We start from the raw sequence: 22,281 nt of genomic DNA, 5'->3' as shown, positions 1-22,281 counted from the left end.
GGGAATACTCTTGTGCGCGTTCGATCGGCCCGGTCTGGCAGCTAAAATGCCTCCCAGACCCCTTTGTACTGTTGCTCGCAGGCCACTTTCAGCACGCGGGCATCGCTGGCTACACCGTAGTAGTAAAGATCTTCCAGATAAGTAAGGTTGGTCACCCGGGCATTGTGGCAGGTCCCAAAAGCCCCCGTCGGGCATTGCTCGACAAAGCTGACCTCGACTTTCTGCCCGGACAGCTGTGGCTGGCAGAAATTGTCATGAAACATTTGCGCGGGAATGCTGACGTTCTGCTGGCACAGCTTTACGTCAACCTGCTTGCCGCTGCTGTGTACGACGCAGGCTTCAGCCTGTGCCAGTAGTGGCAAAGCGAGCAAACACAGGGCAATGCAGCGGCGCATAGAATCGATCCAGGTGGAATCAGCGCGACTCTAGCACGACAGCCTGAAGGGGTGAATCGGGGCGCAGACAAAGGCAATTGCCGAGAGCGTCCCCGGCATGGCCTGTATGCCCTGAAGATTGGCGGTTCATGGTCCAATGTGTTGATCCAGCTGCCCGGGCCCGGCCTGTTAGGCTACGGCCTGGCCGGGTTGCACAACACCCGCCGCGGCATAACCCTGAACACCATGCGTGTTAACCGAGCACAGGACGTCTTGATGAGCAGCCCGAGCAACAACAACCCTGTAGCCTCACCGAAATGGGCGCAGAACCTGCGCCGTCTGAACAACTGGTTGTTGTTCGATCTGGGTGGCGGGCCACGGCCAATGAAGCTGGTCACGGTGATCAATATCCAGAAGTACGTCACCCTGCAATTGCAGCGCAGCTGGTGGCTGGGTCCTTTCATTTTCTGATTGCCGGTGAACATTGCAGCCATGCTGAGCAATATCCCCACCCATCTGATTGCCGGCCCGCTGGGCGCCGGCAAGACCAGCCTGATCCGTCACCTGCTGGCGCACAAACCGGCGCATGAGCGCTGGGCCGTGCTGATCAATGAATTTGGCCAGATCGGCCTGGATCAGGCATTGCTGACCAGCGCCGGGGAGGGCATCAGCCTGTCCGAGGTACCGGGTGGTTGCCTGTGTTGCGTAAATGGAGCGCCGTTCCAGATCGGTCTGGCGCGGCTGTTGCGCAAGGCACAGCCTGACCGGCTGCTGATCGAGCCATCCGGTCTGGGTCATCCGGCCGAGTTGTTGCGCCAGCTGGCCGAACCGCCCTGGGACGGCGTGCTGGCACTGCAGCCGGGGGTGCTGGTGCTGGATGCGGCCGCTCTGGCCAGCGGCCAGGCACTGCCGGAGAGTCAGCAGGCGGCGCTGGCCGATGCCGGCTTGCTGCTGCTGAACAAGTCCGAGGGTCTGGATGCCGCGGCACGGGCGCGGGTGCAGGCACAGCTGCCGCAGCGAACGCTGTGCTGGACCAGTCAGGGTCGCCTCGACATCGCCGCGTTACCGGGCATCCAGGTCAGGGCCGGTGCCGCCGCTGACCAAGACCGGTTGCCGGTTGCTGCGGGCCCGCTGCCGTTGCTGTGGACGGATCCGGCCCGGCCAATCTGCCAGATTCAGGCGCAGCCGGAAGGCTGGAGTATCGGCTGGCGCTTTCATCCCGGTCAGCACTTTGAACTGATGCAGGTGCAGCGCTGGCTCGGCGGGCTGGCCTGGCGGCGCGCCAAGCTGGTGCTGCAGACCAATGCCGGCTGGTTGTCCGGTAATGCACTGGAGGGTGCGCCGATCCACTGGCAAACCAGCGAGTGGCGACAGGATTCGCGGCTGGAGTTGATCTTCGCCAGCCCGCAGGATGCCAACAGTCTGCAGGCCGGCTTGCTCGCCTGTCGCCTGTGATTCAGCGCCGCTGGTTGCGCAGGTGGCGGATCAGCACGGGTATCGCGCACAGCGCCAGAAAGCCGAGTACCAGCAGCGTCAGGTTGTCACGCAGAAACGGCGCATTACCGAACATATAACCGAGGCTGAGCAGGCTGCTGATCCACAGCAGGCTACCGAGCAGGCTGAAGGCGACAAAGCGCGGGTAAGGCATGCGCCCGATACCGGCGACAAAGGGCGCGAAGCTGCGCAGGATGGCAAAGAAGCGCGCCAGGGTGACGGTCTTGGCGCCGTGTCTGGCATAGAAAATTTCGGTGCGCAGGAGGAAGTCGCGACGAAAGATCTTCGGATTGCCGCGCTCGAACAGCCCCAGGCCGTAGCGCCGGCCGATCCAGTAATTGGTGCTGTCGCCCAGCCCGGCGGCAAAGAACAGGCAGACCCCGAGCAGCCAGGGGTCCATGCCGTTGGCCGCAAATACCGCGCCGGCAATGAACAGCAACGAGTCGCCGGGCAGCCAGACCATCACCACCAGCCCGGTTTCGCAAAAAATCACCAGCGACAGCAGCACATAGATCCACACCCCGTATTGCTGGGTCAGGGTCTGCAGGTGCTGGTCGAGGTGGAGAAACAGGTCGAAAAAACCGCTGAAATCCATGCGCAGGTCTGGCCGTAATGGTGCAAGGGGTTCGGATGTTAGCAGCAGGTTGTCAGCCTGCGGTGATCCGCCGGCGGACTAATGCGGTTTTGACGATGTTTGCGGGTGCTCGCGGCGCCAGTCGGCCAGCCGCACGACCTGGGCAGAGGGAGCCAGCACCTGTTCTTCATCCCTGGGCGTGAACGGGTGCGGATCCAGTTCGATCTTGCCCTGCTGGCGACCGAACAGGGTGATGCAGCCGGCCAGGCGCTGATCACCGGTCACGGTGAATTCGAAACCGTACTCGCGCGCCAGGCGCAGGTTGCCGCGCTGGTCACGGCGCAGACGCAAGCCGCGCAAGGCGACATTCTGGTCGAGCAGTTCGATATCCAGCTTTTCACAATGCCGGCGGGCCAGCTTCAGGGCCTGTTCACGTATCCCGTGGCCGCGCCACAGCCAGGCGAAAAACGTGACGCAGAGCATCAGCAGGGCCAGGTCGGCGAGGGACAGCATGGGCGGGTTCCCGTAAATATGGATCAGGCGTTAGCTTAAACCATGCGTGGCCGCGCAGTGCAGCTAGCGTTGTTTGTGCGCCCGGTGCTCGAGTTCGAAGGCCTGGCGCGCCTTGCGCCGTTCCTGGGCAGTGACCGCGCGCTGCTGGTCCTTTTCGGTCAGCAGCGGCAGTTGCGGCACTTTGCATGGCTGGCCGTGTTCATCCACCGCGACCATGGTGAAGAAGCAGCTGTTGGTGTGGCGCACTGTCTGTTCGAGGATGTTTTCGGTAATCACCTTGATACCGACTTCCATCGAGGTGCGTCCGGCGAAATTGACCTGGGCGAGAAAGGTCACCAGCTCTCCGACATGCACCGGCTGGCGAAAGGTTACCCGGTCCACCGACAGGGTCACCACGTAGCTGCCGGCAAAGCGGCTGGCGCAGGCATAGGCCACCTCATCGAGCAGCTTGAGCAGGGTACCACCGTGTACTTTTCCGGAAAAATTGGCCATCGACGGGGTCATCAGTACGGTCATGGTCAGTTGATGGCTGGAAGGTTTCATGGGGCGGCCTTGTTGGCAGGGAGGTGGGTAGACAAGCATAGACGCCCGGCGGGCATGCGGCACGCCGCTAGCCGCGGCGCCTGCGCGGCTAGCGGTCAGGCAGGTTATTTGCCTGCCGACAGGCCGAAATCAATCGCCAGATTAGCGCCGCTGATGGCCTCGGCATGGGGCTGGCAGAGAAACCAGACCAGCTCGGCGACTTCCTCAGGGCGAATAAAGCGCGCGCTGCGGCCTTGCGGGTAAAGGGCGAGCAGGGCCTTCTTGTAGGCTTTCGGATTGCCCTCGCCATAGCGCTCGGCCTGCTGGTCGAGCATCGGTGTGGCGATATCGCCCGGCGACACACAATTGACCCGTACCCCGTCGGGTGCCAGATCCAGCGCCAGGGTCTTGGTCAGCAGGGTCAGCCCGCCCTTGCTGGCACAGTAGGCGGCAGCGTTCTGGTTGCCCTGATGGCCGGCATCGCTGGAGATATTGACGATGCAGCCACGGGTTTCGCGCAGATGGGGCACGGCTGCCGCACACATGAAGAACGGCGCCTTGAGATTGACGTCCATGACCAGATCGAAATCTTCTTCGCTGAAGGACTCCACCGGGCCTTCGCGCCAGACCCCGGCCGCGTTGACCAGCGCATCCAGACGCCCGCAATGGGCCAGGGTCCGGCTGACCAGTTCCTTGCAGCTGCTGGTGGTGCGCAGATCGCACTGCAGGCAGGTGTCTACCGCGACCTGTTTACTCAACTCATGCAGCCCGGCTTTATTGTGGTCGGTAGCAACCACTCGCCAGTTGCCCTCGACAAATCGTTTGGCCAGGGCGCTACCCAGGCCGCCGGCGGCTCCGGTAATCAACACTACGGGTTGGGGCATGTGTGTACTCCTGGGCAGTTAGGGCAGTTAGGGCAGTTAGGGCGGTTTGGCTAAGCGCAGGGTGGGCTTTAACCCACCAGCTGTCTAGGCGTGGGTCAGATACCAGCGCCAGTCCTGCTCGCCGACTTCGGCCATAAAGGTCTGATATTCATGGCGTTTGATCGCCAGAAAGACCTTGAGGAAGTCTTCACCCAGCGCATCTTTAGCCCAGCCGGATTGCTCCAGCGCCAGTAGCGCAGTGTGCCAGTCGGTCGGCAGGAACTCCTTGGCTTGAGCATAGCCGTTACCGTGGATGGCGGGGCCGGGATCGATCTGCTGGCGAATGCCCTGGTGAATCCCGGCCAGCACGGCGGCGGCGGCCAGGTAGGGGTTGGCATCGGCGCCGCAGATACGGTGCTCGATATGCCGGCTGACCGCCGGACCACCGGGCACGCGGAACGATACGGTACGGTTGTTCACCCCCCAGCTCTTGGCCAGCGGCGCGTAGCTGTTGGCCTGAAAGCGGCGGAACGAGTTGGCGTTGGGGCAGAAGATCGCCAGCGAGTCGAGCAGGCTGTCCATCATGCCGCCGATCGAATGCCTGAGCAGCGGCGTGCCTTCAGGGTCTTCACTGGCGTAGAGATTGTTGCCCTGGGCATCGGCCAGACTGACATGCAGATGCAAACCGCTGCCGGCCTGATCGCCAAACGGCTTGGCCATAAAACAGGCCTGCAAGCCATGCTTATTGGCTACGCCCTTCACCAGGCGCTTGTAGCGCACGCCTTCGTCCACCGCCTGCAGGGCGTCGAAGCGGTGTTCCAGCGTCAGCTCCAGCTGGCCGGGGGCGTACTCGGAAATTGCCGTACGCACCGGCAGGCCCTGTACTTCACAGGCGGCGTAGAGGTCATCGAGGAAGGCTTGCTGCTGTTCCAGTTCGCTGACGCCATACACCTGCGGCGCCTGCGGACGGACGCCGTTCATTTGCCGCGCCGGTTGCGGCCGGCCATTGGCGTCGGCCTGCTGGTCGAGCAGGTAAAACTCCAGTTCCACGGCCATTACCGGGTGGTAGCCATCGGCCTTGAGCCGCTCTATGACATTGACCAGCACGTGGCGCGGATCGGCGGGTGCCGCCGGCAAACCCTGGGTGGGGTGCATGCTCACCTGCACCTGGCCGGTGGGCTGGTTGCGCCAGGGTTGCAGGGTCAGGCTGCCGGCCAACGGATAGGTCCAGCAATCGGCGTCGGCCACTTCCCAGACCAGCCCGCTGGCCTCCACGTCCTCGCCCTGGATGCTCAGGGCGAGAATCGAACTGGGCAGTGGCCGCCCGCTGGTATAGATGGCCAGCAGCTCGTCGCGATGCAGCAACTTGCCGCGCGGGATGCCGTTGGCGTCGATCAGGATCAGTTCGATCAGCCGCACCTCGGGGTGGGCGGCGAGGAAGTCATTGGCTTCCCGGATATCGGCGAATTGCATGAATAGGTACCTGTTCACGGATTGTAGGGTGGGCTGCAGCCCACCATCGAGGTGCACGTAACTGTGATTGTTCCCATGCTCAGCGTGGGAACTTATGCGGGGCGCTCTGCGCGCCACAGACGCACAGTGTCTGCCGCTTTGCTCCCACGCAGAGCAGGGGAGCGATCATCATTTATTCACGCGCGCCGGGGATGGCCAGCAGTTCGGTGATGGCCTGGTCCAGCATGCTGATCAGTTTGTCCACATCCTCGGCCGTTGTGCTCGGGCAACACAGGGTCATGTTGTGGAACGGCGTGATCAGGATGCCGCGGTTGATCAGGTACAGGTGCAGGGCCATCTGCAGCTCGTCGTGAAACGCCGCTTCGGCCTGGGCGCCGGTCTTCGGTGGCACGGCGCAGAACTGGAACTCGCTGCGCGCACCCAGCTCGGTCACCGACCACTGCAGGTCGTGCTTGCCGATCAGGCTGCGGAAGCCATCGGCCAGACGCCTGGCCAGTGGCAGCATGTGGTCGTAGGCGGCCTGGGTCATCACCTGCTCGAGGTTGGCGCGCATGCAGTGCATGGCCAGCGCGTTGGCCGAGAGGGTGGTGCCCATGCCGCTGTGGCCATGGCCGTGGCTGTTCTGGCTGGCCCGTTGCCGCGCCTGCTGCATGGCCTCGGCCATCGCTGCGCTGCAACCGAAAATGCCGCAGGGCACGCCGCCGGCAATCGGTTTGCCGACCACGAAGAAATCCGGATCGAGATTCCACAGCCGGGTGCAGCCGCCGATATCGGTGGAGATGGTATGGGTCTCGTCGATGATCAGCAGCGTGCCGTACTTGCGGGTCAGTTCGCGGCACCTGGCCATAAAGCCCGGCTCGGGCATGACCATGCCGATATTGGTCATCGCCGGTTCGCACAGCAGCGCGGCGACATCACCCTGGGCCAGCGCGGCTTCCAGCGCCGCGACATCGTTGAACGGGATCGAGCGGCTGTGCTGGGTCAGGTCGTAGGCCTGGCCGATCAGCCCGGAGCGCGGCCGGGTCTGGCCGTCATGGCAACGCACCATCACATCATCCACGGTGCCGTGGTAGCAGCCATCGAACACCAGCAATACGTTGCGCCGGGTGATGCCCCGGGCCCAGCGCAGCACATAGCGGTTGGAGTCGGTGGCAGTAGCCGTGACCTGCCAGTAAGGCAGGCCGAAGCGTTCGGCCAGCAGTTCGCCGGCGACCACCGCATCTTCGCCGGGGAGCATGGTGGTCAGGCCGTTGTTGGCCTGTTCAGCTATGGCTTTGGCGATCGGGTCCGGCGAGTGGCCGAACATGCTGCCGGTGTCGCCCAGACAGAAGTCGATGTACTCGTGGCCGTCGACATCGTAGAAACGCGCGCCTTTGGCGCGTTCGACAAACAGCGGGCAGGGCGTCGACCAGTCGGCCATCCAGTGCATCGGTACGCCGCCGAACAGCGACTGCCGCGCACGCTCGGCCAGCGCCACGCTTTGCGGATTCTGTTGGAGAAATCGCGCCCGTTCACGGGCGGTGAAGATTTCCACGGCGGAAGAACTGATACCGCTGGCTGTCATGCTGAGCACCTCGTTTGAATAACTACGCAATCTTACTTGTGATCACAAATAAGTCAAATTCTGCTTTAATTGCGGTTTATTGCTAGTATTGCCCTATTAATGTGATCACAAGAGAAGAACAGAATGAACGATTCACCATGGCAGGATCAGGTCGCCCTGGTCAGCGGTGCCGGCAGTGACAGCGGCATTGGCCTGGCCATTGCGCGGCGCCTGGGGCAGGCCGGAGTGCGCGTACTGATCAGCGCCAGCAGCACGCGCATCGAACAGCGTGTGCGCGAGCTGCAGTCTGAAGGTATAGACGCTCGCGGCATGCCCGCCGACCTTACCGACGAAGCGCAGGTGGCGGCATTGGCCGGGTGGGCGCAGGCGCAGTTCGGCCGCATCGATATTCTGGTGAACAACGCCGGCATGGCCATGCTCGGCAGCCCGGAGCCGTTCGCCGAGCTGGCGAACATGGATCTGGCCAGCTGGAACCTGTCACTGGCACGCAACCTGACCACCGCATTTCTGCTGACCCGTGCGGTACTGCCGGGCATGCAGGCGCGCGGTTACGGGCGCATCGTCAATATCAGCTCGACCACCGGCACCCGCGGCAGCAATCCCGGCGAGGCAGCCTACAGCGCGGCCAAGGCGGCCATGCTCGGTATGGGCATGGGGCTGGCGCTGGAAGTGGCCAAGCAGGGCATTACCGTCAACAGCGTGGCACCGGGCTGGATTGCTACCGGCTCGTCGACCGACGAGGAGCGGCGTGCCGCCGAATACACCCCGCTGGGGCGTGCCGGAAGGCCCGAAGAAGTGGCCGCCGCCGTGGCGTTTCTGGCTTCGCCGGAGGCCAGTTACATCACCGGTGAAGTGCTGGTAGTAGATGGCGGTAATTGCCTGATCGAAAACAAGGCACCCTCCTGAGCGGCTGCGCGTCGGCCATGCGGCGTTGCAGAAGCACTCGAAAATGCTCATTGACTACAGTCAACTGCGCTTTTCAAGTACTCCTGCGCCTTGCCTGGCTCTAGCTCGCTCGCTCAGTTAGTAATTTTTATCCGGAGAAACGCATGCACTACTGCTCGCTGACCCTCGCCCAACTGCCGGCGCCACCGCGTCCGGGTGTCTGAGCCATGGCCGATAATCTGCAGGAACAGCTGTACCAGAATATCCGCGCGGCGTTGCTCGAAGGACGCTTCCAGCCCGGTGAGCGCCTGAAGATCCGTGATCTGGCAGCGCAATGGGGCACCAGCCCGATGCCGGTACGGGGCGCCCTGCAGCGGCTGGTCGCCGAGGGCGCCCTGGAAGGCGAGGCACAACGTTCGCTGCGCGTGCCGGCGATGACCCGCGAGCGTTTCGCCCAGCTGTTACCGGTGCGGATCAACCTCGAGGGGTTGGCCGTAGAACTGGCCGCCGCGCGCATCGGCAGTGCGCAACTGGAAGTGCTGCAGGGTTGTGTCGAGCGCATGCACGTCGCCCTGCAGCAACGCGATGTGCAGGGCTATCTGCGCAACAACAGCCAGTTCCATCTGTACCTTTATCAGGCCTGCGCCAACCCGGTGCTGCTGCGTCTGATCGAGTCCCTGTGGTTGCAGGTCGGGCCGTTCTTCAGCCGCTTGTTCACCGAGGCCGACCTGTCGCTGCGCCTCAACAGCTTCCACGCCGATTGTCTCAAGGCGCTGCAGGCCGGTGACGGCAAGGCAGCGCGTGCCGCGATCGAGCAGGACCTGAGCTATTTCGGCCAGTATCTGCTGAATTTGCTGAGTCTGGAGGCAGCCAGCGGACGGGCTTGATTCTGATCAAGAGTGCATTGGCCGTTAATGGGCATGATTCGCATTAAGAATTAGCGGAGCAACCCGAATGCACACTCTTGATCAACTTCGCCCCGGCGATAAAGCCCGGATCAGCCATTACCTGATCGCCAGCTCACCGTTGCGCCGGCGTCTGCTGGCGCTGGGGCTGGTGCCGGGCTGCCAGTTCGAAGTACTGCGCCGCGCGCCGCTGGGCGATCCGATCGAGGTGCGCGTGCGCCATACCAGCCTGGCCTTGCGCCGCGAGGAGGCCGCAGTGCTCGGTGTGTGCCTGGGCACCAGCGGGGTGTGTGCATGAAGCGCGCGGAAATCGCCCTGATCGGTAACCCCAATTGCGGCAAAACCAGCCTGTTCAACCAGCTTACCGGCAGCCGCCAGAGTGTCGGCAACTGGCCGGGGGTGACGGTGGCGCGCAAGAGCGGCGAGCTGCGGCTGGAGGCGGACAGCGCCACGCTGGTCGACCTGCCGGGTCTGTACAGCCTGAATGAAGGCGGCGGCGAAGACGAAGCCGTGGCCCGCCAGTATCTGAGCCAGACTCCGCCGGGGCTGGTGCTCAACCTGATAGATGCGCGCCAGCTGGAGCGTCAGCTGTACCTGACCCTGCAACTGATCGAGCTGGGTCTGCCACTACTGGTATTGCTGGGCATGAGCGATCTGGCGCGCCGCGATGGCTTGTCAATCGATGCCCGGGGGCTGTCGGCACGTCTGGGCGTACCGGTGCTGGAAGTGGTGGCCAACCGCGCCGCCGGCACCCGGGAGCTGCGCCAGCTGCTGGCGGGCAGCTGGCCCGGCGCTTGTCCGCCCCTGGCCTACGATCCGCTGATCGAGCAGGCCGTGGCGCCCCTGCTGGATGCCGGGCTGAGCCGCAGTGATGCGCTGGCGGCACTGGAGGGTGATGAACTGCGGCAGGTGCCCGCAGCACTGGTCGAGCAGCAGCGCCGCCAGCTGGCAGACGATTACGGTGACGACCCGGATATCGCGATAGCCGATGCGCGCTACACGCGGATTGCCGGACTGCTGCAGGACGTCTGTGAGCCGCTGGCGCCGACCGCCAATCAACTGGACCGGCTGGTGCTCAACCGCTGGCTCGGCGGGCCGATCTTCCTGCTGGTGATGTATGCCATGTTCAGCTGGTCGGTGAATGTCGGCGGGGCCTTTATCGACGTGTTCGATGGCGTGGCCGGCGTGCTGTTCGTAGATCTGCCGGCGCAATTGCTGGGCGCCTTACAGGCACCGGACTGGCTGATCTTCGCCCTGGCCAACGGCCTCGGTGAAGGCGTGCGCACGGTGGCAACCTTTATCCCGACGCTGGCCTGTCTGTATCTGGCTCTGGGCGTGCTCGAGGACAGTGGTTACATGGCGCGCGCGGCCTTTGTCATCGACCGCCTGATGCGCGGGCTGGGCCTGCCGGGCCGGGCCTTTGTGCCGCTGATCGTCGGCTTCGGCTGCAACGTGCCGGCAATACTGGCTACCCGCACACTGGAGAGCCGCGCCAGTCGCATCCTCGCCAGCATGATGATTCCGTTCACCTCCTGTGGCGCACGGCTGCCGGTCTACCTGCTGTTTGCCACGGCGTTCTTTCCCGGGCAGGGCGGTAGCCTGGTGATGAGCCTGTATCTGGCCGGTCTGCTGCTGGCGCTGGCCACCGGCCTGCTGTTGCGGCCGCTACTGCTGCGCGGCGTACAGCCGGCGGCGATTCTCGAGTTGCCGGCCTGGCACCGGCCCAACCTGCGCAACGTCTGGCGCCAGACCTGGCAGCGCCTGTCCGGTTTCGTGCTGGGTGCCGGCAAGCTGATTGTGCCCATGGTGCTGTTGCTCAATGTGCTGTCTGCGCTGGATACGGATCTGCAGTTCCAGCCGGACCAGCCCGAGCAATCGCTGCTGGCCAGCGCGGCCCGTGGCCTGACGCCGGCGTTTGCGCCGCTGGGTATCGAACCGGACAACTGGCCGGCCACGGTTGGCCTGATCACCGGGGTACTGGCCAAGGAAGCGGTGGCCGGCACCTTGCTGGCCAGCTACGCACGTCTGGCCGGTGAGCAGGACGGCAGTGAGGAAAGCACGCTGGGCGAATCCTTGCAGGCCGCTCTGCAGAGTGTGCCGGATAATCTGGCCGTGCTCGGCGAGCGCATCACCGACCCGCTCGGACTGGACAGCGCCAGCCGTGATGCCAGCGCCGCTGCAGCGGCAGCCGCACCGGCCTTCGCCGAACTGCGCGCCCGTTTCGGTACGGCCGAAGTGGCCTTTGCCTATCTGCTGTTTGTGCTGCTCTACACCCCTTGCGTGGCGGCACTGGGTGCCTTGAAGGCCGAGCTGGGCAGTCGCTGGATGCTGTTCTCGGCCGGCTGGACCCTGCTGGCCGCCTACAGTCTGGCCTGGGTTTACCGTGCGCTGGCGCCGCTGCTGCCGAGTGTGCCCTTGCTGCCGATCAGCGCATTGCTCGGTTTTCTGCTGGCCATCGGTCTGTTGCGGCGCAGCAGCCATCCGGCGCTCAAGGCTATGCCGGTGCGGGAGGTGAGCAATGTTGCTGCGTGACTTGCGTGAACAGTTGCAGGCTGCCGGCAGCGTGCCGCTGGTGGAACTGGCACAGCGCAACGGCCTGCCGCTGGAGCAGCTGCTGACCTTGCTCGAGCCATGGCGCAAGCGGGGCCGGGTATTGCTGGTTGAAGCGCCGGGCAGCTGTTCGAGCCGGCGTTGCGGCAGTTGCAGCAGCCCTTGCACCGAGCAGCGGCTGGTGCAGTGGCAGGCGTCGCTGCCGGCCTGAAAATCCGGCCGCTCAGCTTTCCAGCCAGACGTCGCGGGCCCAGTGCCAGACGCTTTCCCAGGTCTCGGCGGCCAGTTCGTCGGTGTCAGCTTCCCAGAGGAACACCTCGCCTTCTGGGTCGACCACATAGTAATTGTCGCCATCCTGGCACAGCGGTACCAGCCAGCGCGGCACACCCAGATCCCAGGCGGTGGCGGTGACTTCCGGCAGGTAGGTGTGCGAATTCGGATCACTGGCGGTGACCGGCTCCAGATGGCCGTAGACCACGTCGCTGACGGTCAGCAGAAACTCGCGCAGGCCGTGCGGCAGGTGAATCAGGATCTGCTCCTGAATCTCCACCAGGGTTTCTTCCTCCGGCAGTTCCAGCGGCACCGGCACCGGTTCGTTGAGCTCACGCAGTTGTTCGATGATTTCTTCCACAGCAACTCTCCCCTGCTAGAGGCGCACGTTATACAGTGCCGGACGGGCGCGGCCAACCGGTGGCTGGCCCGATCAGCCAATCCAGTCAACAGGGAAACCCATGTCTGCACTTGAACTGAAGATTCCGCCACCACTGGTGACGCTATGCACCGGCCTGCTGATGTGGCTGCTGGCCAAATTGCTGCCGCTAGCCAGTTTTCGTTTGCCCCTGCAAACGCTGTTGAGTGTGCTGGCGCTGATCGCCGGCACCGGCCTGATTGCAGTCAGCGTGGCGCTGTTCATCCGCGCCCGAACCACCATCGAGCCAACCCGCCCCGGGCGCGCGGCGGTGCTGGTGGTTAGCGGCTTCAACCGCATCTCGCGCAACCCGATGTATCTGGGCATGTTGTTGTGGTTGCTGGCCTGGGCACTGTGGCTGGGCAACCTGCCGGCATTGGCCGGCCTGCCGCTGTTCGTGCTGTACATGAACCGTTTCCAGATCAGTCTGGAAGAGCGGTTTCTGGCGGAGAAATTTGGTCAGCAGTATGAAGACTACCGGGCGCGGGTGCGGCGCTGGCTGTGATTGGGGTTGGTTGCGGGATTGGCAATCCGCAGCTGATTTTCTGAGCGTGATTGGATGCGTCGTTTCAGACCGACACGCTTTCCTCGCTACTCGACTACAGATTGCGCCTTGCACGGCGCCTCACTTTCTCTTTGCGCGCGCAAAGAGAAAGTAAGCAAAGAGAAAGCGCGCCCGGCATACGGCCCATCTCTTCGCTTCGCTACGTTCCGGGTGCGTTCGCTCCATCGCTGTTCCAGGGGCACGCCGCGAAGGGCCGTCCCTGGCCCATCGCAGCTCTCGCGACATCCATGTCGCTCAACCCCTTGCACACCGATTCCGCTCACCCTCCTGACGGGACTTTCAGTCCGTGCAAGCAGGTAGCCCCTTTAATCCGATGGCTCCCACGCAGAGCGTGGGAACGATCCGGTAGGCACCCAAACGCCCCTTGAGAAGGCCGAATGGAGGTGTTGCGTAGCAGGTTTCGAGGCAGGACGCCGAGAAAGCCCCGATGGGCCACGGATGGCCCTTCGGGGCGTGCCTGTGGAGTGGCACCGGAATGAGGGAAGTCTGAGCGCAGCGAAGACCCGGATGATGGGGCAAGCGGTTTTGGTTACTTTTGCCGCGACTGGCAAAAGTGACACGCCCAGCAGGGCGGAACAGATGTATCAACAAAACTCGGCAATCCGCCAGACGCCTTCCTTGAAGAACTGCTTGGGATTGCCAATCCCCAACCTTTCCCATCACCCACAAAAAACCCGGGAAACCCCGGGTTTTATTGAAACGGTCAGAAGCGCTTAGCCCATATGGAAGAAAGCCAGCTTGTTGCCGTCCAGATCGCGGAAGTAGCCGGCGTAGAAGCCGGGCATACGCTCGCCGGGGGCGCCTTCGTCGGTGGCACCGAGGCTGATCGCCTTGGCGTACAGCTTGTCGACGTTGTCACGGGAGCCGGCCACCAGAGCAATCATGTTGCCATTGCCGGCGACAGCCGCTTCCTTGTTGTAGGGGATGGCCACACCAAGCATCGGCTGGCCCATCTTGACGCCGAAGAAGGCGCCACGGCCGACATCCATCAATACCGAAGCGCCCATTTCGCCGAGCAACGCGGTGTAGAAAGCCTTGGCCTGTTCCAGATTGTTGGTGCCGATCATCGAATAACCGATCATGTCGCAGTCCTCATGGTGATTGAGCAGGGAAACTGACTCTAGCAGAGCGCCGAACGCTCTGCGGGGATCATTCATCAGGCGGTTGATCAGCCATTCTGGCGGATGCCGGCCACCAGCCATGGCTGGTTGTCACCAGCGGCCCGCTCCAGCCGCCAGCTTTCGCTGAAAGCCTCGCCCTGGTCGAAACGCGAGGTCTTGGCCAGGCCGGAAAAGGTCAGGGTGGCCACGGTCACGGTTGGATTGTCATCGATACCGTCGAGCTGCACCTGCAGGTCGTCGATGTAGGTGGACTGGAAGCCGTCACCCAGATTGAGCCGCTCCTGCTTGAGGAACTGGGTCATCTGCGGCGTGAAGAACTCGCTGATCTTGTCCATCTCGTTGGCATCCCAGTGCTGCTGCAGGGCCAGGAAGTGCTGACGGCCCTGTTCGATGAACTTGTCGGCATCGAACCAGGCTGGTGCCTGGATCCGCGGCAGGGCGCTAGCGGCTGAGCCGAACAGATTGCCGGATGTGGCGGCTTCACGTGACATCGGTGCCGTGCCGGCCATGGCCGGCTGGCGCCGTGCCGCAAACAGGCGGAACAGTACAAAGGCGATCAGCCCGAAGATCAGGATGTCGAACAGTTGCAGGCCCTGAAAACCATCGCCCATGAACAGCGAAGCGAGCAGGCCGCCGGCAGCAATCCCGGCAAGCGGGCCAAGCCAGCGCGAAGCGCCTGTGGCGGCGGCAGGTCTGGCGGCGGTCGCCGGATTGCCGGCAACGGGTTGAGTCTGCTTCATCTGGGTCTGGTGGCTGGGCGCGGTGCCAAAGCTTTTGGCTCCGCCCAGGCGCTTGGCAGCCAGCACATCCAGGCTCATAGTCAGGCTTAGGCACACGGCCATGGTCAAGCTAAGAAAACGTTGCATATCCGATTCACTCGCAAGAAAAACACCGCGCATATTGCCCGTGCCGGGTTGGCGCAATCCAGAGCTAGAGTGTTTCCGGATTTATGCAGTACTGTGGTTATCCGGCAAAATCGACGGCTATCCAGCCGGTTTGCTGCATGTTCTATGCTGTTGCCAGCCAGAACTTTATTTCATCTTGCAAGGATCAGTCGGATGCCCTCAAACACTGCGAACAGCGGCCCAGATACGCGCGCCCTCGGACTGATGGCGTGTACGGCCCTGGTGGTCGGCAACATGATCGGTTCGGGGATTTTCCTGTTGCCGGCCTCGCTGGCGGCCTTCGGCCCGATCGCCCTCGGCGGTTGGTTGCTGACTTCGGCCGGCGCACTGATTCTGGCGATCATCTTTGGCCGGCTGTCGCAGCTGGTCAGCAAGACCGGCGGACCATACGCCTATACCCAGGAAGGCTACGGCGAGTTTGCCGGCTTTCTGATTGCCTGGGGCTACTGGATTGCGCTGTGGACCGGTAACGCCGGCGTGGCGGTGGCCCTGGCCGGCTATGTCGGCTTTCTGGTGCCGGAAGTGGCCGCATCACAGAGCTATAGCCTGGCCGTTGCGCTGGGGGCGATCTGGCTGCTGACGCTGGTGAATATCCGCGGGGTCAAGGAAGCCGGGGTGATCCAGGTGATCACCACCGTACTCAAGCTGCTGCCGTTGATCCTGATCGGCACGCTGGGGTTTTTCTGGGTCGACCTGGCCAACTACAGCCCGCTGAATGTCAGTGGCCAGTCGAACCTTTCGGCCATCTCGGCGGCAGCGGCGCTGACCCTCTGGGCCTATCTGGGGCTGGAGTCGGCGACTGTGCCTTCGGGTGCCGTGATCAATCCGGAAAAGACCATTCCGCGCGCCACCATCATCGGTGTGCTGATCGCGGCGGCGGTATACATAGCGGTGACCACGGTGGCGATCGGCGTACTGCCCTCGACGACCCTGGCGCAATCGTCCGCTCCGCTGGCAGACGTTGCCGAGCATATGTGGGGCTCGACCTGGGGTGTGCTGATCGCCCTCGGCGCGGTGATTGCCACTTTCGGCACGCTGAACGGCTTTACCCTGCTGACCGGCCAGGTGCCTTATGGCGCGGCGCAGGACCGGGTATTTCCAGCCAGCATGGGCCGCTTGTCGCGTTTTGGTACACCGGCCAACGCGCTGGTTTTCTCCAATCTGCTGGCTTCGATTCTGGTGATCATGAATTTCTCCCAGGGACTGGTCGGCGCGTTCAACTCGATCATCCTGCTGGCGGTGATGTCCAGCCTGCTGCCCTACGCACTCTGCGCCTTTGCCGAGTTGATGATTCGCCTCAAGGGCAAGCAGGGCCTGCAAGGTGTGGGGTTATTCAAGGTCGGCCTGCTCGGCAGCCTGGGCTTCCTGTACTCCGGCTGGGCGCTCTACGGCTCGGGTGCCGAGACGGTGTTCCTCGGCACGCTGCTGATCGTGGCTGCGGTGCCTTTGCACGTCTGGATGAAATGGCACAATGCGCGTGCCGAGCGTAGCTAGCGGGCAATGGCCAGCCGCTGATTGACCCAGTTCAGGGCCTCCAGCGGATCACGGAAGAACTGGTCGGCAAAGCTGGCAGTCTGGGTCTGTATCAGGTAGCGCAGATCGCGCAGATGTTCAGGTGCCGTACGGTCGCTGATCAGGTAGGCCGTGGCCACGTTGTTCTGCAGGTTTTCGTACTCGAACAGGGTTGCCACTTCGTCCCTGCGGCCCGGCTCCACCGCCAGTACATCCACCAGATCGATGACTTCTGCCCAGTGTGCCTCCTGCAGTGGCCTGATCGCGGCCTTGTATTGCTCGGCAAATGCTTTTCCCAGCGTGCAGGTCATCACCCCCCAGTGGCGGATCAGCAGCAGGCGGCCGCTTACACGAATGCTGAAACCTGATTCGGCTTCTTCCACAATGCTCATCCGGCCTGCCTGCAATCACGGGTGGTACTTTTCAAGGCACATGCGCAATGGCTCTTGTCGTTGCTGCGGATCCTGTATTGCACGTTCCGGCCCATCTCAGAAGCTGCGCAGTTCGGTGGTGCGAATCTCCGGGATCGCGCTGTCACTGTCCATGGGCGTGAGGAAGATGCTGTACTTCGCCGAAGAGTCGCCGAAGGTCATGTCATCCAGCTGGAATTGCACGTCGAGCTTGAGGTACTTGACCTCGCCAGGCGCGAGGTTGAACTGCTGCTGGATGTCGGGGAGATTTTCCCACTTGGCCGGCGCAACGCCGCCAGTCACCAGAATACTGTGCTGGCCGGCAGCCAGTTCCACCGGGAAATACTTGTCGAACTCGAGAATACCCACGCTGCGGCCATCGACCATGACCACCGGGTAGGAAAAGCGCAGCGGCTGCATGCCCGGATTCGATGCTTCTGGCCGGTACAGGTAGACCAGCCCGCGATCCGCCGCGGAGGGTGCCGACGGCTGGAAGTGGTTGGGTGTGCTGGCGCAGGCGGCCAGCAGGCAAAACCAGCACAGCAGGAACAGACGTACGGGGGTTCTGGTCACGGAAGCACTCTCGCAAGAGATGACAGCAATGCGCCGGTTGGCGTTTGCTGTGGCGCAGTCTAGCTGGGTGTTGGCCGTGTTGATGGCAACCGGCTCACAGCTTTTTGAAAATCGGCCATGTAGACGGTGGAAATCGCTTCTGGCTGATGTGCGCAGCGCCGGTTTGCGGGGTGAGTTCTGCCAGCAGTAACCGTTCAAAGGATCCTGCCGGGCCGGTGTCACCAGGTACTTGCAGGCGGCTGTGCGTTGCACACAAAAACACCGGCCTTGGCCGGTGTTTTTATTTGTCTGCTAGTCAGCGCAATACAGCGCTGCCTGCCGGCAGTTAACTGCGCCAGAACGGCTTGCGCAGAATGGCATCGCGCTCGGAGTAGCTGATGCCGGCATCGGCCAGCATGCGACTGTCGAGCATGGCCAGCTCACGACGGCTGGCGATACGGCGCTTCCATAACTGCAGCGTGGAGATAACCGACAAAGGCAAATTGATGGGTAATTTAGGGGTGTTGACTTGAAACAGGGAGTCGGAACTTAGGGTGCGTTCCATGGTGGTGCTTCCTTCCGCTTGTGGCGGGGTGAGGGTGTGTTCGTTCTGATAGTCAGGTTTATGACTTGAACGTTGGTTTGTTGATACAGCTGTGTCGAATTGCAAGGGTTTTTGCTGGGCGGGAGTATACCGAAGTGTTACGTATATTCACACTCATAGTGTTACCAAAAGTAAAATTCAGACGGGCGGCTCTGGGCGCCGGTTTTTATGCTGTGAATTGCTGTCGATGGGCAGCAGCAGGCGCAGCGCCCTTTGGCTATTGCGCGACAACCGGAAGCCGGGCGATCACCTGGGGTGAGCTGTTTTATTCACGCACAACAAGCTGCGCCCAGGGCAAACCGGCGGGTTTCTTCGGCTTTGTGCAGACGGGGATGAACGGCAGGCCCGGGGCTTGTTACGGGAAGCCGCTACAGCGCTTCCAGCTTGGCATAGCCGAGCATCAGCCACTTGCTGCCTTCGCTGGCGAAATTCACCTGCACCCGGGCCTGGGCGCCGGCGCCTTCGAAGTTGAGGATCACCCCTTCGCCGAACAGGCTGTGACGCACTGCCTGACCGAGACGAAATCCGGTTTCCGGAATGTCGCTGCCGGCAAACAGGCTGCTGCCCGTTGTGCTGGTGCGGCTGCCGGAAAACGGCCGCTGCACGCTGTTGCCCAGACGCACTTCCTGTATCAGTGCCGGCGGAATTTCGCGGACGAAACGCGATACCTTGTTATAGGTCTCGCTGCCATACAGGCGCCGGGTTTCCGCATAGCTGAGCACCAGATGCTGCATGGCGCGGGTGATGCCGACATAGGCCAGGCGCCGCTCTTCTTCCAGACGCCCCGGTTCTTCCAGGCTCATCTTGTGCGGGAACAGGCCTTCTTCCATGCCGACCAGAAACACCTTGGCAAACTCCAGACCCTTGGCGCTGTGCAGGGTCATCAGTTGCACGCTGTCTTCGTGTTCGGCGGCCTGGGTTTCGCCGGCTTCCAGCGAGGCATGGCCGAGGAACGCCTGCAGCGGTGACAGTTCTTCTTCCTCGCTGTTGTTCTCGAAGGCGCGCGCGGCGCTGACCAGTTCCCCGAGATTTTCCGCACGGGCCTGACCCTTTTCGCCTTTCTCTTCCTTGTGGAAAGTGAGCAGACCGCTCTGCTCGATCACCGTCTGCGTCATCAGATGCAGCGGCATCTGCAGCACTTTGGCGCTGAGCTGTTCCAGCAGTTCGACGAAGCCCTGCAGCGCACTACTGGCGCGGCCGGGCAGCAGCTTGAGGGCGAGCATCTGTGTCAGCGATTCCCACAGGGATAGCTGATGCTCACGGGCAAACACGCGGATGCTCTCCACGGTTTTCTCGCCGATGCCGCGCGCCGGCACATTGATCACCCGCTCCAGTGCCGCGTCGTTGCCACGGCCGTCGAGCAGGCGCAGGTAAGCCATGGCGTTCTTGATTTCGGCGCGCTCGAAGAAGCGCTGACCACCATAGATGCGGTAGGGAATCTTCTCCCGCAACAGGGCTTCTTCAAGCACCCGCGACTGCGCGTTGGAGCGGTAGAGGATGGCGATCTCGCTGCGCTTGAGGCCGTCCTTGCGCAACGTATCCATGACCGATTCGACCACATAACGGGCTTCGTCGTATTCATTGAAGGCGGCGTACAGACTGATCGGCTCGCCGTCGGCGTCCTCGGTCCACAATTCCTTGCCCAGCCGGCCCTGGTTATTGGCGATCAGCGCATTGGCGGCCTTGAGGATGCCGGCGGTGGAGCGGTAGTTCTGCTCCAGACGGATGGTCTGCACATCGGGGAAGTCATCGCTGTACTGATGGATGTTTTCGATCTTGGCGCCGCGCCAGCCGTAGATCGACTGGTCGTCATCGCCGACCACCATCAGGCTCTCGCCGCCCTTGGCCAGCAGCCGCAGCCAGGCGTACTGCACGGCGTTGGTATCCTGGAATTCGTCGACCAGTACATGGCGGAAGCGTCGCTGGTAATGCTCGAGCAAGCCCGGATTGTCGCGCCACAGATCGAGGGCGCGCAGCAACAGTTCGGCGAAGTCGATCACCCCGGCGCGGGCGCAGGCGGCCTCGTATGCGGCGTAGATTTTCAGCATGGTGGCGAGGAACAGGTCACCGGCCGGCTGGATATGTTTGGGCCGCAGGCCTTCGTCCTTCTGCCCGTTGATAAACCACTGGGCCTGCTTGGCCGGCCAGCGTTGCTCGTCCAGCCCGAGGTCGCGGATTACCCGCTTGACCAGCCGCTGCTGGTCGTCGGAATCGAGGATCTGGAAGTTCTCCGCCAGCCCGGCTTCCTGCCAGTGCGCACGCAACAGGCGATGGGCCAGACCGTGGAAGGTGCCGACCCACATGCCCTGCGGGCTGATGCCGAGCAGCTGTTCGATGCGCACACGCATCTCGGCAGCGGCCTTGTTGGTGAAGGTCACCGAGAGAATGCTGTGCAGCGAGGCGTGTTCGACCTGGATCAGCCAGGCGATGCGGTGCACCAGCACGCGGGTCTTGCCCGAGCCGGCGCCGGCCAGCACCAGCTGGCGGCCAAGGGGTGCGGCCACGGCCTGGCGCTGGGCATCGTTGAGGTCGTTGAGCAGAAAGGAGATATCGTCATGCATGGCGACATTCTAGGGATGTGGCGGCCATATGTCTGCGCCGGATGCGCCTGGCATTGCGCCAGCTGGTTCGAAGGGGAGGTTTTAATGCAGGAGCGGGCTTGCCCGCGATGGTTTTGCGTTACGCGATGGTTTTGCCTTGAAAGCATTCGCGGGCAAGCCCGCTCCTACGCAAAGCAGATTACCCGAGGCTGGCGATGGCATGCTCCATCCGCGCCAGCGCTTCGTCAAGCAACAGCGGTGGCAGGGCGAAATTCAGTCGCAGAAAGCCCGGCCGGCCGAAGTCGGTGCCGTCGGACAGCCCCGCGCCGTGCTCCTCGAACCAGCGCGCCGGATTGCCGACTCTGGCCGCCAGCGCGCGGGCATCGATCCAGCTCAGGTAGGTCACCTCCGGATGGGTATGCGCCAGGCCCATGCGCTGCAGCGCGGCAGACACCTTGTCGCGGTTTTCCCGCAGCTGCGCCAGCAACGCCTGCCGCCAGGCATCGCCGTCCGCGAGAATTGCCTGCAGGGCGGTGAAGCCGAAGCTGCAAGGCTCGGGCACCAGTTTGTGCATGGCTTTACGAAAACCTCTGCGCAACCCCGGATCAGGTATCACTGCCCAGGCGATGGTCAGGCCGGCGATGTTGTAGGTCTTGCTCGGGCTGTGCAGGGTAATGCAGCGCGGCAACAGTTCGGGCGCGTACTCGCCCAGCAGCTTGCCGAAGGGCAGATGCGGCGTCTGGCCATCGAGAATCAGGTCGGCATGGATTTCGTCGGAGCAGACATACAGGTCATGGCGGACACAGAAATCCGCCAGCTGCTCCAGCTCGGTTCGGCTGAACAGGCGGCCGATCGGATTGTGCGGATGGCTGAGCAGCAGCAGACGGCTGTCCGGCGTGGCACGGAGCGCGGCCTCGAGCGCTGGAAAATCGATGACAAATTCGGTTTCGGCGGCATTCAGCGGCTGCAGGGGCACATCGACCAGCGTGCAGCCCTGGGCTTTGGGCGCCGCCAGAAACGGCGGATAGATCGGCGAAAAGCAAATGGCCGCTGCGCCCGGCGTGCAGCAGGTTTTCACCGCCAGATTCAGGCCGATCACCAGCCCCGGCAACCAGACGATCCACTCCGGTTCGATGGCCCAGGCATAGCGGCGCTGGTAGTCGGCGGCCAGTTGTGCGGCCAGTTCCCGCGGGGCGTCCATGTAGCCGTAATTGCCGTGCGCCACATGCCGGGCCAGCGCCGCCTGCACCGCCGGCGGTGCGGCGAAATCCATATCGGCCACCCACAACGGGATTACCTCACGGCCGCGGTATTTTTCCCATTTGCTGGCCGACCAGGCCAGGCGGTCCTGAATGCTGGTGAAGTCGAAGGTGGCTGGCACGGGGGCTCCGTCAGGTAAAAAGGTGTAAGGGTGTTGGTAATGGATTCGGCGGCTCACGGATACTTATAGCTACAGGACAGCAGCAGTCAGGCTGGCAGGCAAGCAGGTGAAAGGTCAAAGGCTTTTACAGGGATGCGCAGAATTTCTGCCTGACCAGCAAAACCTCCGCTGCGGTGAATGTTATCGGGAAATTTCCAGGTCGGCATTCGAGCCGGACAGGCTGCCCGGAAATCCCCGCAACAGATCCGCCGCTTTGCTGCCAGTTGGCGGATCCGTTTGCCCGCTT

Annotated in this window: 24 protein-coding genes; 9 read left to right on the top strand and 15 right to left on the bottom strand. The window is 62.9% G+C overall.

Annotated elements, in window-relative coordinates; all coding sequences use genetic code 11:
* Window positions 1-41: 41 nt before the first annotated feature.
* On the bottom strand, window positions 42-395 hold the full coding sequence (locus tag BLT89_RS16390; protein WP_090197916.1) for an NADH:ubiquinone oxidoreductase: 354 nt from the start codon (window positions 393-395) through the stop codon (window positions 42-44).
* Between the two features lie 255 nt (window positions 396-650).
* On the opposite strand from BLT89_RS16390, the gene BLT89_RS17770 reads away from it, so the two are divergent.
* Together BLT89_RS17770 and BLT89_RS16380 are read left to right on the top strand one after the other, a co-directional pair.
* Complete coding sequence (locus BLT89_RS17770; protein WP_157718899.1) at window positions 651-845, top strand: hypothetical protein; 195 nt, start codon at window positions 651-653, stop codon at window positions 843-845.
* Window positions 846-866: 21 nt separating this feature from the next.
* Window positions 867-1,829 (top strand): CobW-like GTP-binding protein, encoded by a 963-nt coding sequence (locus BLT89_RS16380; RefSeq protein ID WP_090199157.1) that lies wholly within the window; start codon window positions 867-869, stop codon window positions 1,827-1,829.
* 1 nt (window position 1,830) lies between these two features.
* Here BLT89_RS16380 and BLT89_RS16375 read toward each other — a convergent pair whose 3' ends face one another.
* From BLT89_RS16375 to BLT89_RS16350, 6 genes are all read right to left on the bottom strand, one after another.
* The gene (locus tag BLT89_RS16375) at window positions 1,831-2,463 is read right to left on the bottom strand and encodes a VTT domain-containing protein (protein WP_090197910.1); all 633 of its coding nucleotides are present in this window, start codon (window positions 2,461-2,463) and stop codon (window positions 1,831-1,833) included.
* A 78-nt stretch (window positions 2,464-2,541) separates the two neighbouring features.
* On the bottom strand, window positions 2,542-2,955 hold the full coding sequence (locus BLT89_RS16370; protein WP_090197907.1) for a DUF3301 domain-containing protein: 414 nt from the start codon (window positions 2,953-2,955) through the stop codon (window positions 2,542-2,544).
* Window positions 2,956-3,018: 63 nt separating this feature from the next.
* Window positions 3,019-3,498 (bottom strand): acyl-CoA thioesterase, encoded by a 480-nt coding sequence (locus BLT89_RS16365; RefSeq protein WP_090197904.1) that lies wholly within the window; start codon window positions 3,496-3,498, stop codon window positions 3,019-3,021.
* A gap of 104 nt (window positions 3,499-3,602) precedes the next feature.
* Window positions 3,603-4,361: an SDR family NAD(P)-dependent oxidoreductase gene (locus BLT89_RS16360; protein ID WP_090197902.1), complete on the bottom strand. Its 759-nt coding sequence runs from the start codon at window positions 4,359-4,361 to the stop codon at window positions 3,603-3,605.
* Between the two features lie 84 nt (window positions 4,362-4,445).
* Window positions 4,446-5,813 (bottom strand): glutamine synthetase family protein, encoded by a 1,368-nt coding sequence (locus BLT89_RS16355; RefSeq protein ID WP_090197899.1) that lies wholly within the window; start codon window positions 5,811-5,813, stop codon window positions 4,446-4,448.
* 172 nt (window positions 5,814-5,985) lie between these two features.
* Window positions 5,986-7,377, bottom strand: a complete 1,392-nt coding sequence (locus tag BLT89_RS16350) for an aspartate aminotransferase family protein (protein ID WP_090197897.1) — start codon at window positions 7,375-7,377, stop codon at window positions 5,986-5,988.
* A 123-nt stretch (window positions 7,378-7,500) separates the two neighbouring features.
* On the opposite strand from BLT89_RS16350, the gene BLT89_RS16345 reads away from it, so the two are divergent.
* The 5 genes from BLT89_RS16345 to BLT89_RS16325 all read left to right on the top strand — a co-directional run bounded on the left by BLT89_RS16345 (window position 7,501) and on the right by BLT89_RS16325 (window position 11,928).
* Window positions 7,501-8,283 carry an SDR family NAD(P)-dependent oxidoreductase gene (locus BLT89_RS16345; RefSeq protein ID WP_090197894.1) on the top strand — a complete coding sequence of 261 codons (783 nt, stop codon included), beginning with the start codon at window positions 7,501-7,503 and terminating at the stop codon, window positions 8,281-8,283.
* A gap of 206 nt (window positions 8,284-8,489) precedes the next feature.
* Complete coding sequence (locus BLT89_RS16340) at window positions 8,490-9,149, top strand: GntR family transcriptional regulator (RefSeq protein ID WP_090197891.1); 660 nt, start codon at window positions 8,490-8,492, stop codon at window positions 9,147-9,149.
* Between the two features lie 67 nt (window positions 9,150-9,216).
* The gene (locus BLT89_RS16335) at window positions 9,217-9,465 is read left to right on the top strand and encodes a FeoA family protein (protein WP_090197888.1); all 249 of its coding nucleotides are present in this window, start codon (window positions 9,217-9,219) and stop codon (window positions 9,463-9,465) included.
* A complete protein-coding gene (gene feoB / locus BLT89_RS16330; RefSeq protein WP_090197885.1) occupies window positions 9,462-11,699 on the top strand; it encodes a ferrous iron transport protein B in 2,238 nt (745 codons plus the stop codon). The genes BLT89_RS16335 and feoB overlap by 4 nt, the downstream gene beginning before the upstream one ends.
* Window positions 11,686-11,928 carry a FeoC-like transcriptional regulator gene (locus BLT89_RS16325; protein ID WP_090197882.1) on the top strand — a complete coding sequence of 81 codons (243 nt, stop codon included), beginning with the start codon at window positions 11,686-11,688 and terminating at the stop codon, window positions 11,926-11,928. The genes feoB and BLT89_RS16325 overlap by 14 nt, the downstream gene beginning before the upstream one ends.
* 12 nt (window positions 11,929-11,940) lie before the next feature.
* On the opposite strand, the gene BLT89_RS16320 is transcribed toward BLT89_RS16325, so the two are convergent.
* Window positions 11,941-12,348, bottom strand: coding sequence for an SMI1/KNR4 family protein (locus BLT89_RS16320; RefSeq protein ID WP_090197879.1), 408 nt, complete (start codon window positions 12,346-12,348; stop codon window positions 11,941-11,943).
* 100 nt (window positions 12,349-12,448) lie between these two features.
* On the opposite strand from BLT89_RS16320, the gene BLT89_RS16315 reads away from it, so the two are divergent.
* Window positions 12,449-12,910 (top strand): methyltransferase family protein, encoded by a 462-nt coding sequence (locus BLT89_RS16315; protein WP_090197876.1) that lies wholly within the window; start codon window positions 12,449-12,451, stop codon window positions 12,908-12,910.
* Window positions 12,911-13,683: 773 nt separating this feature from the next.
* Here the strand turns inward: BLT89_RS16315 and BLT89_RS16310 are convergent.
* A complete protein-coding gene (locus tag BLT89_RS16310) occupies window positions 13,684-14,172 on the bottom strand; it encodes a VOC family protein (RefSeq protein WP_331712557.1) in 489 nt (162 codons plus the stop codon).
* Window positions 14,139-14,957, bottom strand: coding sequence for a Tim44 domain-containing protein (locus tag BLT89_RS16305; RefSeq protein WP_090199150.1), 819 nt, complete (start codon window positions 14,955-14,957; stop codon window positions 14,139-14,141). Before BLT89_RS16305 ends, BLT89_RS16310 begins: the two co-directional genes overlap by 34 nt.
* Window positions 14,958-15,149: 192 nt before the next feature.
* Between BLT89_RS16305 and BLT89_RS16300 the strand changes: the two genes are divergently transcribed.
* Window positions 15,150-16,490, top strand: coding sequence for an amino acid permease (locus tag BLT89_RS16300; protein WP_090197873.1), 1,341 nt, complete (start codon window positions 15,150-15,152; stop codon window positions 16,488-16,490).
* Here BLT89_RS16300 and BLT89_RS16295 read toward each other — a convergent pair.
* The 5 genes from BLT89_RS16295 to BLT89_RS16275 all read right to left on the bottom strand — a co-directional run bounded on the left by BLT89_RS16295 (window position 16,487) and on the right by BLT89_RS16275 (window position 21,995).
* The gene (locus BLT89_RS16295; protein WP_090197870.1) at window positions 16,487-16,900 is read right to left on the bottom strand and encodes a hypothetical protein; all 414 of its coding nucleotides are present in this window, start codon (window positions 16,898-16,900) and stop codon (window positions 16,487-16,489) included. The genes BLT89_RS16300 and BLT89_RS16295 overlap by 4 nt on opposite strands.
* Window positions 16,901-16,996: 96 nt before the next feature.
* Entirely contained in the window at window positions 16,997-17,491 is a 495-nt protein-coding gene (locus BLT89_RS16290) for a DUF2846 domain-containing protein (protein ID WP_157718898.1), read from the bottom strand.
* 325 nt (window positions 17,492-17,816) lie between these two features.
* Entirely contained in the window at window positions 17,817-18,035 is a 219-nt protein-coding gene (locus BLT89_RS16285; RefSeq protein WP_090197864.1) for a DUF1127 domain-containing protein, read from the bottom strand.
* A 407-nt stretch (window positions 18,036-18,442) separates the two neighbouring features.
* The gene (gene uvrD / locus BLT89_RS16280; protein ID WP_090197861.1) at window positions 18,443-20,635 is read right to left on the bottom strand and encodes a DNA helicase II; all 2,193 of its coding nucleotides are present in this window, start codon (window positions 20,633-20,635) and stop codon (window positions 18,443-18,445) included.
* 178 nt (window positions 20,636-20,813) lie between these two features.
* Entirely contained in the window at window positions 20,814-21,995 is a 1,182-nt protein-coding gene (locus BLT89_RS16275) for a MalY/PatB family protein (protein ID WP_090197858.1), read from the bottom strand.
* Window positions 21,996-22,281 lie beyond the last annotated feature (286 nt).

The sequence above is a fragment of the Pseudomonas pohangensis genome (genome assembly GCF_900105995.1).
GTDB lineage: Bacteria > Pseudomonadota > Gammaproteobacteria > Pseudomonadales > Pseudomonadaceae > Aquipseudomonas > Aquipseudomonas pohangensis.
Note: the sequence above shows the minus strand (reverse complement) of the source record. Positions and strands in the feature narration are given on the sequence as shown.

What these genes read in the sequence shown, in the direction of transcription:
- BLT89_RS16390 (WP_090197916.1), bottom strand. Translation starts at nt 395, where the DNA reads ATGCGCCGCTGCATTGCCCTGTGTTTGCTCGCTTTGCCACTACTGGCA.
- BLT89_RS17770 (WP_157718899.1), top strand. Translation starts at nt 651, where the DNA reads ATGAGCAGCCCGAGCAACAACAACCCTGTAGCCTCACCGAAATGGGCG.
- BLT89_RS16380 (WP_090199157.1), top strand. Translation starts at nt 867, where the DNA reads ATGCTGAGCAATATCCCCACCCATCTGATTGCCGGCCCGCTGGGCGCC.
- BLT89_RS16375 (WP_090197910.1), bottom strand. Translation starts at nt 2,463, where the DNA reads ATGGATTTCAGCGGTTTTTTCGACCTGTTTCTCCACCTCGACCAGCAC.
- BLT89_RS16370 (WP_090197907.1), bottom strand. Translation starts at nt 2,955, where the DNA reads ATGCTGTCCCTCGCCGACCTGGCCCTGCTGATGCTCTGCGTCACGTTT.
- BLT89_RS16365 (WP_090197904.1), bottom strand. Translation starts at nt 3,498, where the DNA reads ATGAAACCTTCCAGCCATCAACTGACCATGACCGTACTGATGACCCCG.
- BLT89_RS16360 (WP_090197902.1), bottom strand. Translation starts at nt 4,361, where the DNA reads ATGCCCCAACCCGTAGTGTTGATTACCGGAGCCGCCGGCGGCCTGGGT.
- BLT89_RS16355 (WP_090197899.1), bottom strand. Translation starts at nt 5,813, where the DNA reads ATGCAATTCGCCGATATCCGGGAAGCCAATGACTTCCTCGCCGCCCAC.
- BLT89_RS16350 (WP_090197897.1), bottom strand. Translation starts at nt 7,377, where the DNA reads ATGACAGCCAGCGGTATCAGTTCTTCCGCCGTGGAAATCTTCACCGCC.
- BLT89_RS16345 (WP_090197894.1), top strand. Translation starts at nt 7,501, where the DNA reads ATGAACGATTCACCATGGCAGGATCAGGTCGCCCTGGTCAGCGGTGCC.
- BLT89_RS16340 (WP_090197891.1), top strand. Translation starts at nt 8,490, where the DNA reads ATGGCCGATAATCTGCAGGAACAGCTGTACCAGAATATCCGCGCGGCG.
- BLT89_RS16335 (WP_090197888.1), top strand. Translation starts at nt 9,217, where the DNA reads ATGCACACTCTTGATCAACTTCGCCCCGGCGATAAAGCCCGGATCAGC.
- feoB (WP_090197885.1), top strand. Translation starts at nt 9,462, where the DNA reads ATGAAGCGCGCGGAAATCGCCCTGATCGGTAACCCCAATTGCGGCAAA.
- BLT89_RS16325 (WP_090197882.1), top strand. Translation starts at nt 11,686, where the DNA reads ATGTTGCTGCGTGACTTGCGTGAACAGTTGCAGGCTGCCGGCAGCGTG.
- BLT89_RS16315 (WP_090197876.1), top strand. Translation starts at nt 12,449, where the DNA reads ATGTCTGCACTTGAACTGAAGATTCCGCCACCACTGGTGACGCTATGC.
- BLT89_RS16310 (WP_331712557.1), bottom strand. Translation starts at nt 14,172, where the DNA reads ATGGCTGGTGGCCGGCATCCGCCAGAATGGCTGATCAACCGCCTGATG.
- BLT89_RS16305 (WP_090199150.1), bottom strand. Translation starts at nt 14,957, where the DNA reads ATGCAACGTTTTCTTAGCTTGACCATGGCCGTGTGCCTAAGCCTGACT.
- BLT89_RS16300 (WP_090197873.1), top strand. Translation starts at nt 15,150, where the DNA reads ATGCCCTCAAACACTGCGAACAGCGGCCCAGATACGCGCGCCCTCGGA.
- BLT89_RS16295 (WP_090197870.1), bottom strand. Translation starts at nt 16,900, where the DNA reads ATGAGCATTGTGGAAGAAGCCGAATCAGGTTTCAGCATTCGTGTAAGC.
- BLT89_RS16285 (WP_090197864.1), bottom strand. Translation starts at nt 18,035, where the DNA reads ATGGAACGCACCCTAAGTTCCGACTCCCTGTTTCAAGTCAACACCCCT.
- uvrD (WP_090197861.1), bottom strand. Translation starts at nt 20,635, where the DNA reads ATGCATGACGATATCTCCTTTCTGCTCAACGACCTCAACGATGCCCAG.